The organism is Lactimicrobium massiliense, from assembly GCF_900343155.1.
Taxonomy (GTDB): Bacteria; Bacillota_I; Bacilli_A; order Erysipelotrichales; family Erysipelotrichaceae; genus Bulleidia; species Bulleidia massiliensis.
In genome coordinates this window covers 518,393-536,788 of sequence record NZ_OUNG01000001.1, presented here as the reverse complement: position 1 = coordinate 536,788, position 18,396 = coordinate 518,393, and the positions used below count along the sequence as shown (strand labels likewise).

General features: G+C 48.0%; 21 protein-coding genes, 1 tRNA gene and 1 pseudogene. 15 read left to right on the top strand and 8 right to left on the bottom strand.

All coding sequences use genetic code 11. From position 1 onward, the window contains the following. Window positions 1-35 precede the first annotated feature (35 nt). The 9 genes from DHU66_RS02615 to DHU66_RS02575 all read left to right on the top strand — a co-directional run bounded on the left by DHU66_RS02615 (window position 36) and on the right by DHU66_RS02575 (window position 8,499). A complete protein-coding gene (locus DHU66_RS02615; protein ID WP_108774322.1) occupies window positions 36-455 on the top strand; it encodes a hypothetical protein in 420 nt (139 codons plus the stop codon). An 8-nt stretch (window positions 456-463) separates the two neighbouring features. Further along, window positions 464-1,570 carry an alanine racemase gene (gene alr, locus DHU66_RS02610; protein WP_108774321.1) on the top strand — a complete coding sequence of 369 codons (1,107 nt, stop codon included), beginning with the start codon at window positions 464-466 and terminating at the stop codon, window positions 1,568-1,570. Between the two features lie 28 nt (window positions 1,571-1,598). After that, on the top strand, window positions 1,599-2,069 hold the full coding sequence (locus DHU66_RS02605) for a GNAT family N-acetyltransferase (RefSeq protein ID WP_108774320.1): 471 nt from the start codon (window positions 1,599-1,601) through the stop codon (window positions 2,067-2,069). Further along, window positions 2,062-2,517: a hypothetical protein gene (locus DHU66_RS02600; RefSeq protein WP_209451718.1), complete on the top strand. Its 456-nt coding sequence runs from the start codon at window positions 2,062-2,064 to the stop codon at window positions 2,515-2,517. Before DHU66_RS02605 ends, DHU66_RS02600 begins: the two co-directional genes overlap by 8 nt. Further along, window positions 2,517-3,455 carry a tRNA modification radical SAM protein MnmL/YtqA gene (mnmL, locus tag DHU66_RS02595; protein ID WP_108774319.1) on the top strand — a complete coding sequence of 313 codons (939 nt, stop codon included), beginning with the start codon at window positions 2,517-2,519 and terminating at the stop codon, window positions 3,453-3,455. The genes DHU66_RS02600 and mnmL overlap by 1 nt, the downstream gene beginning before the upstream one ends. Continuing rightward, complete coding sequence (locus tag DHU66_RS02590; RefSeq protein WP_108774318.1) at window positions 3,448-4,326, top strand: alpha/beta hydrolase; 879 nt, start codon at window positions 3,448-3,450, stop codon at window positions 4,324-4,326. Before mnmL ends, DHU66_RS02590 begins: the two co-directional genes overlap by 8 nt. A 29-nt stretch (window positions 4,327-4,355) precedes the next feature. After that, window positions 4,356-5,492: an aldo/keto reductase gene (locus DHU66_RS02585; protein WP_245309335.1), complete on the top strand. Its 1,137-nt coding sequence runs from the start codon at window positions 4,356-4,358 to the stop codon at window positions 5,490-5,492. 44 nt (window positions 5,493-5,536) lie between these two features. Next, complete coding sequence (larC, locus tag DHU66_RS02580; RefSeq protein ID WP_108774316.1) at window positions 5,537-6,712, top strand: nickel pincer cofactor biosynthesis protein LarC; 1,176 nt, start codon at window positions 5,537-5,539, stop codon at window positions 6,710-6,712. A gap of 89 nt (window positions 6,713-6,801) precedes the next feature. Beyond that, window positions 6,802-8,499, top strand: coding sequence for a Na/Pi cotransporter family protein (locus tag DHU66_RS02575; RefSeq protein ID WP_108774315.1), 1,698 nt, complete (start codon window positions 6,802-6,804; stop codon window positions 8,497-8,499). Window positions 8,500-8,614: 115 nt separating this feature from the next. On the opposite strand, the gene tnpC is transcribed toward DHU66_RS02575, so the two are convergent. The 4 genes from tnpC to yfcE form a co-directional block, all read right to left on the bottom strand. After that, on the bottom strand, window positions 8,615-10,303 hold the full coding sequence (tnpC, locus tag DHU66_RS02570; protein WP_108774314.1) for an IS66 family transposase: 1,689 nt from the start codon (window positions 10,301-10,303) through the stop codon (window positions 8,615-8,617). 49 nt (window positions 10,304-10,352) lie between these two features. Further along, window positions 10,353-10,706 carry an IS66 family insertion sequence element accessory protein TnpB gene (tnpB, locus tag DHU66_RS02565; protein ID WP_108774313.1) on the bottom strand — a complete coding sequence of 118 codons (354 nt, stop codon included), beginning with the start codon at window positions 10,704-10,706 and terminating at the stop codon, window positions 10,353-10,355. Next, on the bottom strand, window positions 10,703-10,975 hold the full coding sequence (gene tnpA / locus DHU66_RS02560; RefSeq protein WP_108774312.1) for an IS66 family insertion sequence element accessory protein TnpA: 273 nt from the start codon (window positions 10,973-10,975) through the stop codon (window positions 10,703-10,705). Before tnpA ends, tnpB begins: the two co-directional genes overlap by 4 nt. A gap of 94 nt (window positions 10,976-11,069) precedes the next feature. Next, the gene (yfcE, locus tag DHU66_RS02555) at window positions 11,070-11,621 is read right to left on the bottom strand and encodes a phosphodiesterase (protein ID WP_108774311.1); all 552 of its coding nucleotides are present in this window, start codon (window positions 11,619-11,621) and stop codon (window positions 11,070-11,072) included. Window positions 11,622-11,712: 91 nt separating this feature from the next. Between yfcE and coaBC the strand changes: the two genes are divergently transcribed. Genes coaBC through DHU66_RS02540 form a run of 3 tightly spaced genes read left to right on the top strand, consistent with a single transcriptional unit; the run spans window position 11,713 to window position 14,595 of the window. Next, window positions 11,713-12,918, top strand: a complete 1,206-nt coding sequence (coaBC, locus tag DHU66_RS02550; protein WP_108774310.1) for a bifunctional phosphopantothenoylcysteine decarboxylase/phosphopantothenate--cysteine ligase CoaBC — start codon at window positions 11,713-11,715, stop codon at window positions 12,916-12,918. Beyond that, window positions 12,902-13,681, top strand: a complete 780-nt coding sequence (locus tag DHU66_RS02545; protein ID WP_108774309.1) for a type III pantothenate kinase — start codon at window positions 12,902-12,904, stop codon at window positions 13,679-13,681. Before coaBC ends, DHU66_RS02545 begins: the two co-directional genes overlap by 17 nt. Next, window positions 13,678-14,595 carry a dipeptidase gene (locus tag DHU66_RS02540; protein ID WP_108774308.1) on the top strand — a complete coding sequence of 306 codons (918 nt, stop codon included), beginning with the start codon at window positions 13,678-13,680 and terminating at the stop codon, window positions 14,593-14,595. The genes DHU66_RS02545 and DHU66_RS02540 overlap by 4 nt, the downstream gene beginning before the upstream one ends. Window positions 14,596-14,661: 66 nt before the next feature. On the opposite strand, the gene DHU66_RS02535 is transcribed toward DHU66_RS02540, so the two are convergent. Further along, complete coding sequence (locus DHU66_RS02535) at window positions 14,662-15,570, bottom strand: nucleotidyltransferase family protein (protein ID WP_108774307.1); 909 nt, start codon at window positions 15,568-15,570, stop codon at window positions 14,662-14,664. A gap of 104 nt (window positions 15,571-15,674) precedes the next feature. Between DHU66_RS02535 and DHU66_RS02530 the strand changes: the two genes are divergently transcribed. The 3 genes and pseudogenes from DHU66_RS02530 to DHU66_RS02525 all read left to right on the top strand — a co-directional run bounded on the left by DHU66_RS02530 (window position 15,675) and on the right by DHU66_RS02525 (window position 16,774). Further along, entirely contained in the window at window positions 15,675-16,238 is a 564-nt protein-coding gene (locus DHU66_RS02530; RefSeq protein ID WP_108774306.1) for a Maf family protein, read from the top strand. A 32-nt stretch (window positions 16,239-16,270) separates the two neighbouring features. Continuing rightward, window positions 16,271-16,587: pseudogene (locus DHU66_RS12570) on the top strand (class I SAM-dependent methyltransferase); the annotation flags it as partial. Window positions 16,588-16,703: 116 nt separating this feature from the next. Then, window positions 16,704-16,774, top strand: a tRNA-Thr gene (locus DHU66_RS02525). A gap of 95 nt (window positions 16,775-16,869) precedes the next feature. Here the strand turns inward: DHU66_RS02525 and DHU66_RS02520 are convergent. From DHU66_RS02520 to DHU66_RS02510, 3 genes are read right to left on the bottom strand one after another with little or no spacing between them, the layout of a single operon-like run. Continuing rightward, a complete protein-coding gene (locus DHU66_RS02520) occupies window positions 16,870-17,265 on the bottom strand; it encodes a flavodoxin family protein (RefSeq protein ID WP_108774305.1) in 396 nt (131 codons plus the stop codon). Between the two features lie 17 nt (window positions 17,266-17,282). Next, window positions 17,283-17,771 (bottom strand): MarR family winged helix-turn-helix transcriptional regulator, encoded by a 489-nt coding sequence (locus DHU66_RS02515; protein WP_209451717.1) that lies wholly within the window; start codon window positions 17,769-17,771, stop codon window positions 17,283-17,285. A 35-nt stretch (window positions 17,772-17,806) separates the two neighbouring features. Then, window positions 17,807-18,352: a glutathione peroxidase gene (locus DHU66_RS02510; RefSeq protein WP_108774304.1), complete on the bottom strand. Its 546-nt coding sequence runs from the start codon at window positions 18,350-18,352 to the stop codon at window positions 17,807-17,809. Between the last annotated feature and the right edge of the window lie 44 nt (window positions 18,353-18,396).

Genomic DNA, 18,396 nt, shown 5'->3' with positions numbered 1-18,396 from the left:
GTCCGTAATATAATGAACAGGAATATGAGGTGTTTATGATTATTTACAACGGCGGAAATCTTGACCGAAACAGCCGGTTTATCCTCTGCATTTTCCTGGGCCTTGCGGCAAGTATCGGCCTTGGCATTGTGTATGGGGCCGTGCAGAGTGTCATCCACATTGAGATTGAGTATGTATATATCTTTCTTGGCTATCTGATTGGTGAAATGTTACAGAAACTTGGCCATGGCGTGACCATGAAGTATTCTGTGCTTGGGGCAGTCCTTGCCATCATCTGTATTGTGACAGGTGACTTTGTGTCAGTATTTGGCAATCAGGTATGGGCAGCTCTTGGCAGTGTATCTGCCTGGAGAATGCTGGCCATGATGCGTTTTGGCTCGTTATGGGCGATTCTGGGGCTTGTATTTCGTGTGTTGACTGTTGTGACCGCATATCGGACATCGAGAATATTTTAGGAGGCTGTATGTATCGGAGAACATGGATGGAGATCAATCTGGATCAGATTGCAGAAAATGTCAGAAAAATAGGGGATATCTGTCATAAGAAGGTCATTGCTGTTCTGAAGGCTGATGCCTATGGCTGTGGTGATATTCAGGTATGCCGGGCTTGTGAGGAAGCCGGTGCACAGATGGTTGCCGTATCTTCACTGGATGAGGCAATGATTCTGCGCAATGAGGGCTATACTGGCAAGCTGCTGATTCTTGGCATGTCTGATCCGGATGATGTGGAAGATTTGAAGAAGGCAGATGCGGCAACAGCAGCGTATTCTTCTGCCTGGGTGGATGAGGTTTTGAAACATGATGCCCGTGGATTAAAAGTGCATCTGGCAGTGGATACCGGTATGAATCGGATCGGTTTCAAGGACCTTGATGAAATGAGAGCGGCGCTGCAGAAGATGCTGGATGCCGGTGTGATTGTGGAAGGCATCTTTACACACTTTTACTGTTCGGATATTCCGGATCATGTCATTACAGATCGCCAGTTTGCGGCATTTGATGAAGCGGTCAACGCAATGCATTATCCATTTGAATGGATTCATTGCGACAATTCAGATGCGACACTGTTCCATCATGATCCTTTGAGCAATGCCTGCCGGGTCGGCATCACGCTGTATGGCATATCGCCATACCGGAATGACTTTGCCCATCCGATCTCTCTGTATTCTGCTGTCTATATGTGCAAGCATGTACCAGCCGGAGAGACCATTGGCTATGGAGCAACCTATACAACAACAGGTGATGAGATCATCGGTACAGCACCGATCGGCTATGCGGATGGACTGATCCGTGCCAACCAGGGCAGAAAGGTCTATGTGGATGGCCAGTATGGCACGATTGTCGGCAGAGTATGCATGGATCAGGTGATGATCCGGCTGGATCATGAAGTCCCGATGGGTACTAAGGTTGAGATCTTCGGCCCGCATATTTCTTTGGAAGAAATGGCTGCAGATCTGCATACCATTCCTTACGAAGTGATCTGTCTGATTTCCGGCCGGGTAACCCGCCGCTATATCTGGCATGGCCAGCTGATGCAGGAACAGAATGACCGTCTGATTCGTTCAGAGGCCTGAAATAGAAGTTAGAGGAGGTACGGCAGAGATGGTAATTTCTTACAGACAGGCACAGAAGGAAGATGTTGACGAGATCTGCCGGCTTTCTGATGATGTGATCCGCCGCTATGAGGATTTCAGCCGGATCAACCGGGAGAAGGCACTGGGATGGACGCATCTGTCCATTGCCGAAAACATTGATGCCTTCAGTGTCATCCTGGCTGATGGCCACAAAGCCGGTTATCTGTTTATTACACCGGTTAATGGTGTCTATGAGATCCGGGATCTGCTCGTCTTTCCGCAGTGGCAGAACAAGGGGATCGGCACGGCTGTGATCAACCAGTGTGTCAAGGATACCGGCGGCAATGTGCGCGTATATGTCTTTACCGGCGATCTGCAGACATATTCCCTGTTTGAAAGCTGCGGCTTTCATCCGGTGCAGGTATTTCACCGCACCAGGTATTTAATGGCATATGGTGAACAAAACAATGTAATGGCGGAGGACACCTTTGATGAATGAAGAATATGAACTGAAGGAAGTAGAAGAAGCACTGAGTGCTGCCAACAATGCTCTGGATCATCTGTACCGGGCAAAGGAAATTCTTGGCAGTGCTTCTACCATGGGTATTCTGGATATCCTTGGCGGCGGCATGTTCATCACGTTCCTGAAACAGCGCAAAATGAGTGAGGCAAGAGAGCAGATGGAAGCAGCGCAGCGTGCCCTGGAAATGTTCAACCGGGAACTGGATGATGTGCGGAACATGAATCTGAATCTGCATCTGGATGATTTTACGGCATTTGCGGACTACTTCTTTGACAATGGCTTCACCGACCTCTTTGTCCAGGGTAAGATTTCCGATGCCCGCGGTCAGGTTAACCATGCAATTCAGGAAGTCAGCCGCCTGCAGAAAGAACTGCAGGACAGAGAAGAAGAACTGGTTTATGCCATGGACCATCCTGCACATTGATGGAACGCTGGCATGACCTTGGCACATACTGCCAGGAAACGTTTGGACATAAGCTCTTCAGAGTACCGCTGGACGGCGGTTTTTCCTGTCCTAACCGGGACGGCACACTGAACACCGGCGGCTGTATCTTCTGTGATGAAGGCGGTTCAGGTGATTTTGCCATTCACTATGATGGCAGTTTGCTTAAAGAGGACGATCTTTCCTATAATCATCAAAATGCCGGTGCCGGAAATTACATTGGCTATTTTCAGGCCTATACAAGTACGTATGGGCCTGTTGACAAACTGCAGAAACTGTTTGAAGGTGCACTTTCAGATTCGCTGTTTGCCGGGATTTCGATTGGAACACGGCCGGACTGCCTTGGCGATGATGTATGCGCACTTCTTGGGCATCTGAAGCACAAGTATCCCGATAAGTTTATCTGGATCGAGCTTGGCCTGCAGACGATGCATGATGATACGGCTGCCTTCATCCACCGGGGCTATTCCTTACCTGTATTTGATGAGGCGGTCAAAAACATGCATGCATTGCATATTCCGGTGATTGTGCATCTGATCCTTGGCCTGCCCCATGAAAATGAAGACATGGTTCTGCAGACCATCGCACATATGAATGAAATGCACGTGGATGGCGTCAAACTGCAGCTGCTGCAGTATCTTAAAAATACTGCCCTTGGCATGATGTATGAGGATGATGTGCCGGGCTTATGGCATCTTGGTGAAGCGGACTATGTGCATCTTGTCTGTCAGTGTCTGGGGCATCTGGATCCTTCGATCGTGATTCACCGGCTGACAGGCGACCCGGTGCATGAGATGCTGATAGGACCTATGTGGGCACTGGACAAGCGTCATGTGCTCAATGCGATCCGCCATGAAATGAAGCAGGAACAGCTCGTACAGGGCTGTCTGATATCAAAAGGAGGCAATGATGATGAGTGATATCGCAGAAACAATTCGTGAACAGTTCGGAAAGGGGGATGCCATCCGGGATGCCGGCAATACAACGCCGGCGGATGTAGAACGTCATGACAATATTCTTTATGGCAGCGATCCCAAGTGGCAGATTCTGGATGTGTACCGGCCGAAGAATCATGCCGGTAAGCTGCCGGTGATCATCAGCTATCATGGCGGCGGCTGGGTATATGGCACCAAGGAAGTCTACCAGTGGTACTGCATGTCTCTTGCCCAGCGCGGCTTTGCCGTAATCAACTACACATACCGTCTTGCCCCGGAATTCAAATACCCGGCACCATTGGAAGACTGTGCTCTGGTGATCAAATGGATGCAGGCACACAGTGAAGAATACGGCTTTGATCTGGATCATGTCTTTGGCGTTGGTGATTCGGCCGGCGGCAATGGCCTTGGGCTGTTTGCCTGCATTCTGAGCAATCCTGACTATGCACGCTTCTATCCGTTTGCACCAAAGGACTTTCATTTCACAGCCATTGCTTTAAACTGCGGTGCCTACGGAATGGATGAAAATGATCCAAACAGTCTGGATATGCAGATCATGAAGATATTTCTGCCGGAGTGCAGCCATGAACTGCTGGAACGCATGAATGTGCATCATTGGATTACGGCTGCCTATCCGCCGGTATTTCTGATGACGGCAGATGGTGACTTCCTGAAGAAACAGGCTGGTGAGCTGGCCAATACGCTGCTGGAGGAGAATGTGCCGTTTGCATTCCATTTTTACAAAGGCAAAAACGAACCGCTGCCGCATGTATTCCACTGCAATGTGAAAACAGCAGATGCGGCCAGATGCAACGATGATGAATGTGCGTTCTTCAAAAGCTTTCTGAAAAATTGACGCCTGTATTAAAATAGTGGCAGGAGGATATGGAAATGAAGGATTTCTTTGGATTGAATATGCCCCGTCTTGGCTTTGGCCTGATGCGTCTGCCGCGTCTTGCGGATGGCAAGACCATTGACATTGCCCAGTGTGAGCAGATGACCGATGCCTTTCTGGCAGCTGGCATGAAGTATTTCGATACAGCGTACGTCTACGAAGGTTCTGAAGAAGCAGCCCGGAAGTTCCTGGTGGAAAGACATCCGCGTGACAGCTTCTATCTGACTTCCAAGCTGAATGCGGGCAGCTGGGCTGCTAAGAATGCAGAAGAGGCAAAGGCAGAGCTGGCCACGTCGCTGGAAAGAACCGGTGCCGGCTATTTTGACTTCTACCTTCTGCATGCCTTAAGCAAGGGCAACATCGATAATTATGAGAAGTATGGTATCTGGGACTTTGTCAAAGAGGCGAAGGAAAAGGGATTGATCCGTCATATCGGTTTCTCCTTCCATGATATGCCGGATGTGCTGGAGGATGTTTTGAACAAGCATCCTGAGGTAGAGTTTGTCCAGTTGCAGATCAACTATGGTGACTGGAACAACCCCAGTGTATGTTCACGTGAAAACTACGAAGTATGCGTGAAGCACAATAAGCCGGTGGTGGTCATGGAGCCGATCAAGGGCGGTACGCTGGCCAATCCTCCTCAGGCTGTCAAAGATGTCTTCACATCAGTGGATCCGGATATGTCCGTGGCCAGCTGGGCAGTGCGCTATGCGGCCAGCCTGGACCAGGTCATGGTAGTTCTTTCCGGCATGAGCACGCTTGGCCAGATGGAAGACAATCTGTCCTACATGAAGGATTTCAAGCCGCTGAATGAGGAGGAACAGGCTGCTGTTGCCAAGGTGCAGCAGATTCTGTCTTCGATTGAGCAGATTCCGTGCACAGGCTGCCACTATTGCACGGGTGGATGTCCGCAGCACATTCAGATTCCGGATATCTTCAGTGCCATGAATCTGAACCTGATCTATGGACAGAAGGATACGGCAGAAAAGAGCTATGAGCGTGCGGTGGCAGGAGAACATGGCAAAGCAAGTGACTGCATTCACTGCCTGCAGTGTGAAGATGCCTGCCCGCAGCACATTCACATCACTTCCTGGCTGGAAAGAGCGGCCCAGGATCTGGAACATTAACGAAAGGAACTGGCGGCATAAAGCCGCCTTTTATGTAAGAGATTATGAAGATACTGTATCTGGACTGTCATATGGGCGCATCCGGCGATCTGCTCAACAGTGCGTTAAGTGAACTTGTGGATCAGCGCAAATATCTGGAAATCATGAATCACTGCGGTTTAGAAGGCATTCATTTCCAGGCATCCGTGAAAGAAAATGGCGGTGTATCCGGCAGCCATGTAGAAGTGCTGATAGACGGTCACACCGAAGAAGAGCCGCAGTCACATCATCACCATCATGAACATCACACTATGGCTGAAATCATGGATACGATTGATTCCCTGCAGTTGTCAGAACATGTCCGTCAAAAGACAAAGGCAGTCTATCAGCTGCTGGCTGAGGCTGAAAGCAAGGCTCACCGCATGCCGGTATCTGAGATTCACCTGCATGAAGTGGGAATGAAGGATGCCATTGCGGATATTGCCGGATGCTGTGTACTGATGGAGATGATTGCGCCGGACCGTGTGTACACGGGATCTTTGCGTACAGGCAGCGGGACGGTGCACTGTGCGCATGGCATTCTGCCAGTGCCGGCACCGGCAGTGGCTGCACTGCTGGAAGGCATGCCGTTTGAAAAGGGAGATGTTGATGGCGAACTGTTAACACCGACTGGGGCTGCACTGCTGAAGCACTTTACAGACAGCTATGACAACCCGCCCCGCATGATCCTGGACAAACAGGGTGTTGGGGTTGGGTCACGTACCTATCAGGAACCGGATGTGCTGCGGGCATATCTTGGTGAGATAAATGATGACGGGGATGTTGTGGAGCTGGCGGCATCCATGGATGATATGACGGGTGAAGAAATCGGCTTTGCTGCAAACAAGCTGATGGCGGCAGGCGCACTGGATGTGTACACCACACCGATCTATATGAAGAAAAACCGGCCCGGAACATTGTTTACATGCATGTGCCTGAAACGTGATGAACAAAGGATGATTGCACTGATGCTCAAGCATCTTTCTACACTGGGAATCCGTTCTTATACTTCCAAGCGTTATGTCATGAAGCGCACCATGAATGAATGGCAGACCCCATATGGGATGGTGCATGAGAAAACGGCGGCCGGTTATGGTACGAAACGTGCAAAGCTAGAATATGAAGATCTGGCCAGGATTGCGGATGAGGCAGATATCAGTCTGTATGATGCACGCAAACTTGTGCAAGTCAGCAAGAAATAAGTAAAAACCGTGAAAAAAATCAGAAAAATAATGCATACGGCATCCATGTTTTGCTATGCTTAATACAGTACAAGGGATGGAGGTTATCCATGGGTTTGTCTGATATGCGCTGGGATGTCATTCTGGGCGGCTTCGGCCTGTTCATGTTTGGCATTAACTTCATGGGCGATGCGCTCAAGGAGTTTGCCGGCGATAAACTGCGGGAATATATTGACCGCTATACTTCGAATCCGTTCAGCGCTTTTCTGATTGGTATTGTGATTACGGTTGTCATGCAGTCATCCTCTGCATCCACTGCCATTACCATTGGCATGGTCAGAGCCGGATTGATGACACTGGAACAGGCAGCAGGCATCATCATGGGAGCCAACATCGGCACAACCATCACCTCCTTCCTGATCTCTTTGGATATTGGCAAATATATCCTGTATGTCATCTTTGCAGGTGCCATGCTTTCATGTTTCTCTTCACGGCGTAAAATCAAGTGTCTTGGCAATATTCTGATGGGGTTTGGCATGGTCTTCTATGGCCTGGATTCCATGGGTGAAGCACTCAGTGTCATCAAGGACATTCCTGCCTTTACGAATGTTGCATTGAAGCTGAGCGAGAATCCGCTGCTGTCACTGCTTGCCGGTACAATCATGACTGGTGCCGTGCAGGCATCGGCTGCTACGATCGGTGTTGTGCAGAAGATGTATCAGGCAGGTGCCCTGAGCTTTCAGGCTGTGCTGCCGTTTGTCTTTGGTGCTAACATCGGCACCACGGTGACTGGCATCCTGGCAAGTGCCGGCGGCAGTACCGCGGCCAAGCGGACAGCCGGTCTGCATACATTGTTTAATATCGTTGGCTCTGTCATGGGCATGATCCTGCTCAAACCGCTGAGTGCTGTCATTCTTAATGTTTCCGCATCCCTTGGCATGAACAAGATGATGCAGGTAGCTCTTGCCCATATCATGTTCAATGCGCTGGCTACTTTGATCTTCTTCCCGCTGCTGAAACAGATGTGTGCTCTGGTACGCAAGATCATTCCGGGCGAAGAACCGAAACGCCTGCAGGTGGATGTGGATCATCTGGATCCTTCTCTTGCCAGACGGCTGCCGGCAGCTGCGTTAACTGCTGCCGAGGAAGCGATTCATTCCATGTCTGATGCCGTTGTGGAGAATGTGCACAATACACGTGATTATCTCAATGGCAAGGGCGGCGAAGAGGAGCTGCAGATGATTGATCAGGGCGAATCCGTGGTCAATGACTATGACAAGAAGATTACAGCGTATCTTCTGGAAATCAGTATGGCAGGCGACCTGTCTCCTTCGGATACATTGGAGCAGCGCACCGATTTGGACAATGTCAAGAACCTGGAGCGTATAGGTGATATTGCCATGAACCTGAAGGAATTCTTCCAGATGATTCATGAAGACCAGAAGGGCTTGTCGCCAAGTGCGGTCTATGAAATCAACCGCATGTACAACCAGTTTGATGAGATGTTTGCCAAGCTGCTGGAGATCGCTAAGAATCACAGTCAGGCTTCGTATAATGAGCTGTTGAAACTGGAAGATGAGATGGACCTGCTGGAATACAATGCCAGAGAATCTCACTTTGAGCGTATGGCAAAGAAAATCTGCACGGCACCAGTGGCTTCTTCGGTATACTGTGACATTCTGTCGAATCTGGAAAGAATGGGCGACCACTGCTGCAACATTGCCCGCAGTATGATGAAGATGACAGCGGATCATACTGGTGATGACAAGCATCTCAATCCGCGTCTGGATGACAATAAGCAGAGATAACGTAAAAAAGATGGCAGAACCTGTGCTGTGCAGGAACCTGCCATCTTTTCGTTTGTAAGCGTCAATATAGCCACGTATAGAAAATAAGGACTGTTCTGAGTATCTTGTATGTGTATCAGGATTCAGAGCAGTTCTTTGAAATTTGAAGATCTTGTGGCAGATCAGCTGCGTATGGCAGGCATCTCTGGATATCTTCTTCCTGAATGCCTCCATTGACTGAAGCTCTTGCCATCTGATCAATCAGCCAGGCAAGATATTTCTCTGAGTTCAGGGAATTCATTCTGGCTGATATTAAGATCGAGAAGTACATGCAGGAGTATTTCGCTCCATGCTTTGTATCAGCGAACAGGAAATTTTTTCTCGCCAGGACAAAAGGTTTTATTCCTTCACGCTCAGCCAGATTATTATCCAGTCCAACCTGCCAGTCGCTCAGATAATACATCAGCTTGTCCCACTGATTCTTTGCGTATGTAATCGCTTTTCCAAGCTTTCCGCTGGTCATGAGTTTCTCATCCATGTAATCCAGCTGATTCCTGAGCTCTTCCCATATTGGCTTCTCTTTTTCCTGCCTGATCCTGAGAATAGTCTCCGGTGATGCCTTGGTTTCATTCAACTGTTTCTCTATACCATAAAGGTTTGAGTATTCATCCAGAAAGCGAATGATGATGCCGAAGGACGGATTGTTATCAAGAAGCTGTTTGATCTCTTCTTTATCTTTCAGGCTGCTATACTTTGCATAGAGATCAGTATAGGCTTCCGCTGCTTCTTCAAATTTTCTGCGGCAGTGTGCGCTGCACCCGGCATGAGCTCTGGCAGCCTCATATTTGTCATATGCCTGATAGCCATCTGACTGAATGACACCATGAAAATCATGGCCCAGGATCTCATAGATAAAGCTGTATGCCCTTGAGACATTATAAAAGTACAAAGCCATCTGCTTTGTCTCGTGTTTTCCGCTCATGGCAAGCCACGTATAGCTCTTTTCTCTGGATCCGTTACGGATATCTTCCAGAACCTCAAGCGATGTTTCATCCATATTGAGAACTTTACATTTTCTCAGATCCTCAGTCATTCGTTTGACGATGGGATCCAGATATAGCTCTGCACACTTCATCAGCCAGCTGCACATTACCTGGCGACTGATTTCAATTCCTCTGGTCCTGAGATCTTTAGACAAACGATAGATGGGAACGGCGACCAGATATTTCTCATACGCAATATGGCTGATTACAGAAGCTGAGGCCAATGAACTCTGAATCGGCTTTACAGGCAGACAGTCTGTATTGCCATGATATGTCACGCAGTTCATATTCTGGTTATTGCATGAATGACATGTATAGTTATGGATTCTTACACGGTGCAGAACATACTCCTCCGGGATATGCTCAAGCCATTCAAAAACAGTAGGAGCCAGTTCTCCCATTGGTTTACTGCATTTTGGATAGTTTCTGTCCTCAAGTTCAATATCCGGTTCATCAATGATGCGGACATTCTTCAGCTTTGCATTCTTGCCATGCCTGTGTTTTTTGCCCGGCTTAACGATAATATCATCTCCAGATGGCTCTTTCTTCTGATCAACAGAAGCAGTATCGTCAATCGCTTCTGCTTCGTTAAACAATGACAGCTGATCTGGTGAAACATGCGAATTGTGTTCATTGTGCTTAATGCCAAAAACTCTGCGTCTCAAAGCTTGATAGTTTTCTTCAAGTGCAGAGTTCTTAACAGCCAGGGAATACGCAAATGATACCAGGGCATCGTGGCTCATATTATCGAGATTCTTTTTGAATTCTTTCTCGTCTATCATTGATTATAGTATACATTCATGCATGCATTTGTGCAACATCATTAAAGCCTCATATATAATCTTTTTTGACAGGCTGAAAAGCACTTTTCTGCTCAATCTTCAGCCCATCCAAAAGCCATCCGAGCTGCTGCTCACTGATCATGACAGAGTGGTTGGCATCATCCTTTTTCCACTTGAAATGGCCTTTCTCCAGACGTTTATATAACAGCCAGAATCCTGTGCCGTCAAAGTAAAGACACTTCAGCTTCGTTCTGTCACGATTACAGAAAAGATACATCGAATGGTCCATTGGGCTCTGGTGCAGCTGTGACTGAATCAATGCGGCATAGCCATCAATCCCTTTTCTCAGATCAGTAACACCGGTCACAAGATAGAGCTTACCGATCTTTTCAAAGGGCATCATAGATCTCTGCAGAGACGAATGATTCTCTGCAGTTCCAGATCAGAAATGCCATCATCATAAGAAACCGGAATGCCATTGAAACTTACTGCCGTCTCAGTAGAATGACTGATAACAACAGGGCATAACTGACAGGTGCTATCATCCTGGTATTTATTCTTAAAGTAGTAAAAAGCCCGTGGCTTCATCCCGTTACGACTGCAGAACTCTTTGACAGACTCATCCGATAATTCAAACTGATTCCAGAGCAATTTCCATTCTTCTTCATTCATAAAACAGGATCTCCTTTACTGCATACAGTATCGGATATCCTGCTATTTATTGAAAGACGGTGTTACTTTGACGCTTACTTTCGTTTTGTGCATTTCAGAACTTTGCCTGCATGTACGGCTGATGGTTCAGTGTGTATACTGTAAAGCCATCTTCATTCAGAATGCCATAGCTGCGGGGGTGGTTCTGTTTGGGCAGGGATATAGATCCCGGGTTTAACAGCCAGATGCCGTCTTTCTGGCCTGCGGCAGGAATATGTGTATGGCCAGAGAGAAAGAGATCCCCTTCTTCTAATACTGGCAGATGATCCGGTCCATAGATGTGGCCATGGCTCATAAAGAGCTTATGGCCATTGAATGGCATGGCACAATAGTCGCTCATGCACGGAAAATCCAGCACCATTTGGTCAACTTCTGCTTCACAATTGCCGCGGACCGCAATGATCTTTTCCTTGAAACGATTCATGATCGGGATGACCTTCTTTGGCGCATAGTCTGATGGCAGGTCATTGCGCGGGCCGTGATAGAGAATATCGCCAAGGCAGAGAATCATTGATGCCTGATGATACGCATATGCCTCTGCCATCGCTTCTGCCCCTGAGAGGGCACCGTGAATATCTGAAACAACAAGCCAGTTCTGTTTGTTCATACCGTTACCTTTCCCTGGCGGTACATGCCGCCTCGTTTGTAAATCGTACCATGCGAACATATAATTGTGAGGTACCAACGGGAGAAATATTATGGAGAAAAAGTGTGTCATCGTCGGTGTTACCGGCGGTATTGCCGCATATAAAGCCTGTGCACTGGTGTCCATGTTAAAGAAGGCAGGCCATGATGTTCATGTTCTGATGACAAAAAGCGCCCAGGAATTTGTTACACCGCTGACCTTTCAGACATTGTCAGCCAATCGGGTCATCACGGATATGTTTTCGGTGGATTATGAGCCGGATGTGCATCATGTTTCACTGGCTAAAAAGGCAGATGCCTTTGTGGTGGCACCGGCAACCGCAGATTTCATTGCCAAAGCAGCCAATGGTATTGCGGATGATATGTTAACAACAACCTTTCTGGCGGCATACTGCCCCAAACTTGTAGTGCCGGCAATGAATACGCACATGCTGGCAAATCCTGCCACCCAGGATAATCTGCGCAGACTGAAAAAGTATGGCATTCATATCATGGAAAGTGATGCCGGCTATCTTGCGTGCGGTGATGTGGGCAAGGGCAGGATGCCTGAGCCTGCAGAGATTGCGGATGCACTTTCCGCACTGCTGTATACGGATAAGTTTCTGGCAGGAAAGCAGGTATTGATTACCGCCGGAGGCACCCAGGAAGCCATTGATCCGGTCCGCTGCATTACCAATCATTCCACCGGCAGAATGGGCTATGCCCTGGCAAGGGCAGCCCGCAATGCCGGTGCAGCCGTGACACTTGTCTCAGGCAGGACGGATCTTCCTGCTCCCTATGGTGTTCATATGGTCCCGGTTGTTTCGGCAAAGGATATGGCGGATGCCGTGCTGTCTGTCAGTGATGGCATGGACGCGATCATCATGGCAGCGGCTGTGGCAGACTATACGCCTGTAAAAACTGCAGATGAGAAGATCAAGAAAGAAGAAGGCGGTTTACAGATTGATCTTTGCCGGACAACGGATATTCTCAAGGAACTTGGCAGGCGTAAACATGAGGATCAGGTGCTGATCGGCTTTGCCATGGAGACAGAGAATCTGTATGCCAATGCACAGAAGAAACTGGTAGAGAAGAACGCTGACTTTATTGCCGCCAATTCACTGCGTGACAAGGGTGCCGGCTTTGGCGTGGATACCAACAAAGTGACGATCCTTTCCAAAGATCATCAGGAACAGCTTGGCTTGTTAAGCAAGGATGATACGGCTGAGGAAATCCTGAAATACTGCCTGAAGGGAGAAAGACATGTTACTGGCTGTTGATGTTGGCAATACAAACATCTCCATGGGCATCATGGAGGATGAAAAGATCCGTGCTTCCTTCCGTCTGATTACCAGAACAGAAAGAACAAGTGATGAACTTGGCGTGATTGTCTATGATCTGCTGGAACGGGCAGGCATTGGTACAGAAGATATTGAGGCAGTTGTGATTTCATCTGTTGTACCAAAACTGATGTATACGCTGACTTCATGCATGAAGAAATACATTGGCAAAACACCGATTGTGATTACACCGCAGATGGATTGCGGCATTGTTCTGAAAGCAGACAATCCCAAGGCAGTTGGGGCGGATCGGATCGTAGACTGTGCCTATGCGTATCATACGTTTCAAAGATCCTGCATCGTAGTTGATTTTGGCACAGCGACAACCTTTGACTATGTTTCTTCTGCCGGTGAATTCCGCTATACAGTTATTGCCCCGGGCCTTGGCATTTCTGCAAATGCATTGACATCCCAGACGGCAAAGCTGCCGGAAATTGAGATCAAGAAGCCTGCTTCTGTGCTTGGCTCCAATACGATCACAGGCATGCAGGCAGGTGTCGTCTATGGCTATATTGGTGCTGTGGAATACATTCTGAAACGGATGAAGGAAGAACTGCATGATCCGGACTGCTATGTTGTGGCAACCGGCGGTCTTGGCCGTGTGATTGCCAGTGAGACAGATGAGATTGATGCCTATGATCCGGATATTGCCTATAAGGGCATCCGTATCATTTATGAGTTGAACAGGAGGAAAGTGTCATGAGAATCTTTGATCTGCATGCGGACTTAGCGATTGCCATCCGTCAGTATCCTAATGAGACAGCCGTGCTGAAAAACCACTGGGACAAGCGCCTTGAAAAAGGTGAAATCATGTACAGTGCTGCGGCATCCTTCTTTGCCGGCAGGGAATCCTGGCAGGATATGATGGATACAGTGACAATGGTGAGAAATGACATCATCGCTTCTGGCCACAAGCCGATGCTCAGCATGGATGATCTGGATCCGGATTCTGATCATGTCAGTTATCTGATGACAGTGGAAGGCATGTGCGGTATTCATGATCATCCCGAAGAGAAGATTGACTGGCTGTATGAGCAGGGCAACCGGATTGGTTCTCTGGAATGGAATGATGAAAATGATCTGGCAACCGGCAACAGCGGGCATGCCGGCAGAGGACTGACGGATCTTGGCAGAAGAGCCATTGCCCGCATGAATGAGAGACATATGGTCGTAGATGTCTCCCATGCCAATGAAAAGACATTCTGGGATATCCTGGATGCTAGTACACGGCCTGTTATTGCGACTCACTCCAATGCCAAGGCACTGTGCTATGTACCGCGCAATCTGACAGATCAGCAGATTGTGGCATTGTGTGACAAGGGCGGCCTGATTGGCTTAAATGCATGTGAAGAATTCATTGCCCAGAAACAGGCCGACCGCAGTGCCCGCACGCTGGCAAAGCATGCCAGATTCATGGCTGATCTTGTGGGTGTCTCCCATGTGGCAGTCGGCTTTGATTTAGGCGGTTATTACAACAAGGCAGAAGGCCATGATCTCTATGATCCTGAACAGGCCCAGAATTTCATTGAGGGGTTGAAAGCAGAAGGATTCAGTGAGGAAGAGATTGCGGATATTGCCTGGCGCAATGTCTATCATTTCCTGCAGGATAATCTGTAAGCAGCTGCGGCTGCTTTTTTCTTTTGGCCAAAAAGAAAACCAGGTTTCCCTGGTCTTCCATCATTCTTATTTCCAGAGCACATCCGGATAAATGCCGGCATCTTTCATGGCCTGGATCTTGGCGACAACACCAGGCTTATCCTGCTGGTAGGTGACACCAAACCACTTGTCAGAAGATGACAGCATCTTGACAGTGACCTTGCCTTCATCAATCAGCTGACCGATGGCAGTCGGAATCACATGCTCGCATTTCATCGGATCTTTCTTGACTGCTTCATGAATGAAGGTATCAAAGATCTTCTCACAGTCATCAAACACAGCCGGTGTAAAGCCCCAGAAATTCATGGAGACAAGCGTATCATCCGGCAGCTGCTTCCACTGATCGCCATCCTTGTATACGGCATGACCGTCTTTGCGGGCAATTTCCTTCACCTCAACAATGTGGCTCAGATTGCCGTTTTCATCCGTGCGGCAGACACCTCTTGTGACTGTACCATTATCTGTCAGTGTGTTCACACACGGATAGCCGACCATGGCATAGTGATTGTCTGCAACTTCATCACACAGATATCTGTACATGACTTTGTAGGCATCTTTGCCATAGAAGTCATCCGCATTGATGATCGCAAACGGCTCATTGACAATGCCCTTGCATGCCAGCAATGCATGGGTTGTGCCCCATGGCTTGACACGTCCTTCCGGCACCTGTACGTCGGAAGGAATGTTGTTCATATCCTGATAGGCAAATTCAACATCCATATGCGGGGCAATCTTGTCCGTCAGTGCCTTGCGGAAAGCAACTTCATGCTCTTTCTTGATGATCAGCACGACTTTGCCAAAGCCCGCTTCCTTTGCATCATAAATTGAGAATTCAATGATTGGCTCACCATGACTGCCAACGCCGTCAATCTGCTTCATACCGCCGTAACGGCTTCCCATTCCTGCCGCCAGAATGACAAGTGTAGGTTTCTTCATATGATTTCAAATCCTCCTGAATTGCACCTTTATTGTAACATGGGTGCAATTGCCCTGGTCATGAATTTCCATAAACCATGTATAATGACAGACAGAGGAAGAATATGAAAGAACTTGTGCTTGCCAGCCGCTCACCGCGGCGCAAAGAAATCCTGTCATTGTGCGGTGCTCCGTTTATCTGCGATCCGGCCGATGTGGATGAAACCATTGACTGCAGTAAACCACTGGCAGATGAGATCGAGCGGCTGTCAGTGAAAAAGGGAAAAACCGTGCTGAAAAGGCATCCGGATGCAGTGGTCATCGGCAGTGATACGATGGTTGTGATTGACAGCAAACCGCTGGGCAAACCACACACCAATGAAGCTGCATTTGCCATGCTGAAAAGTCTGCAGGGCCGCACGCATCATGTGCTGACTGGATTGTGCATTGTATCTCAAGAGGAATGTTACCGGACCGCCGTTTCAACTGCCGTACATTTTCTGCCCATGAATGATGATGAGATTCACGCATACATCGCAACCGGGGAATGCAGTGACAAGGCGGGTGCCTATGCCATTCAGGGCTATGGCGGCAGATATATCGAAGGCATCGAAGGAGACTACTATGCCGTCATGGGACTGCCGCTGCATCTTGTTTACGCTGAGCTGAAGAGAAGACAGATCATATAAGCAGAAAATGCAGCAAGGAGAACATATGCTGCATGGCCATCATGGATATTGCGGATATCAGACCTCTGATTTCGGCAGTACATGATCTTCTGGCAGATCATGGTATTTTGTCTTTGCCACCCAGCATCCATGCTTTGTAACAAGAGATGATAAATATATAACCGCACACAGCTATGAAGGTGAGGCCATTACGGGGCATCCTTCTAAGCAACTGTATTTCCATCGTTCTCTGCAGGATATTTTCAATGTCTGCTTCGATACAGGATTTGTGATCGATGGCATTGCAGAAACAGCCTGGAAAAACAGTGAGATACCGGAAGCGATCATTGTCAGAGCCAGAAAGAAATAAGACAGGTGAGCAGGCGCACGGAATGCCGCTGTACTGGGCCACACGAGATTTCCTGGCGTGGATTGGTGTTTGCATGTTGATTTTACATGCAGGTTTGGGTAGAATAGCAGAGCAATGCCGCTTTAGTATAGTGGTAATACGCATCCATGGTAAGGATGAACGGGCAGTTCAATTCTGCCAAGCGGCATATCAGGAAGATGATCCTCGTGATTGTCTTTTTTTTATATGAAAAAGACATCCGTTCCTGATGAAACGGATGTCCTCGGAAAATGTCTGTATATATTACTTTATCATTTTCAGAGCAAAATCTGCAGCCTCTTTCAACTGTGCGTCATTGGCTTTATTTTTGACATAGAAGGTTTCCTGCTCTGCCGGAATGCCTTTTTCCTGCAGCTCTCTGCGGATCAGATAAATGCTGTGGCGGGAGATCCAGGACGTGGAGAAGATCACTGCTTTGCCAACTTTGGCTGGATCCAGATTGCGGATAAATGTTTTTAAGTGCTTATCAAGCCCGTAGGCATACAAGGCACCGCCGATAAACAGTACATCTGTTTTGTCCTTTAGCTGTGCATCACTGCTGTCAACAGAAACTGCCTTGACCTGCAGGGCATCGGCAATTGCCTCTGCCACAATCTTTGTATTGCCTGATCTGGAATAATATCTGACCGCTGTGTTCATTTCATTACCTTCTTCTTTTACTTTGCATGATCACAATCAACTGGCACCCTGGCATTCAGAATCTTGTAGAGAATGCGGTACAGCTCGTTGGCTTCTTCGATGGAAATCGGAGTGCATTTTTCAACCTGCAGCGGTACATGCACCAGCTTTTGTTTCATGTCTCTGCCTTCTTTTGTCAGATGAATGGTTACTTTACGTTCATCTTCTTGATCACGTTTCCGGGTGATATAGCCCTGTTTCTCCATTTTCTTTAACAATGGCGTCAAAGTGCCATTGTCCAGATGAAGTCTTTCACCAATCTCACCAATGGTCAGCCCGTCTTTTTCCCACAGCACCATGAATGTGATGTACTGGGTATAAGTCAGATCCAGCGGCTTCAGATATGGTGTATAAGCACTTACCGCTTTCCTGGCAGCAGCGTAAAGGGGAAAGCAAAGCTGCCTGTCTAACCGCAGCAATTCATCTGGATTCAGATCTTCCCATTTTCCCTTTTCAATCTCATTCATCACATTCGCCTTGCTGTATTTTTTGTGCTGTCAGCTTACAGCAGTTCTTCCACTGCCTGCCTGACATCCTTCATCTTTTCGGTTGGCTCAAAGCGGCGTACAACATTGCCATTGCGGTCAACCAGGAACTTTGTAAAGTTCCACTTGATCTCTGAATTGTGCTGATAATCCGGATCGATCTTCTTCAGCATGACGCTCATCATCACGGCCTTTGGACCTTTGCCAAAGCCATGGAATGTCTGCTGGCTCTTGAGAAACTTATACAGATCCAGCGCATTTTCGCCATTGACATCGCTCTTCTTCATCTGATCAAACTTTGTGTTGTATTTCAGTGTGCAGAACTCATGCACTTCTTCATCAGTACCCGGTGTCTGGCCGGCAAACTGATTGCAGGGAATATCCAGAATCTCAAGTCCTTTGTCATGATCTGCCTCATAGAGCTCTTCCAGATCCTTATATTGCGGCGTAAAGCCGCATCCGGTAGCAGTATTGACAACCAGAACAACCTTTCCTTCAAACTTCTTCATCGAAACTTCATTGCCATTACGATCGTTTACAGAATAATCATAAAATGTGCTCATCTTTTTCCTTTCTGCTGCACAAGCAGCGGCCGGCTGGCCATAGG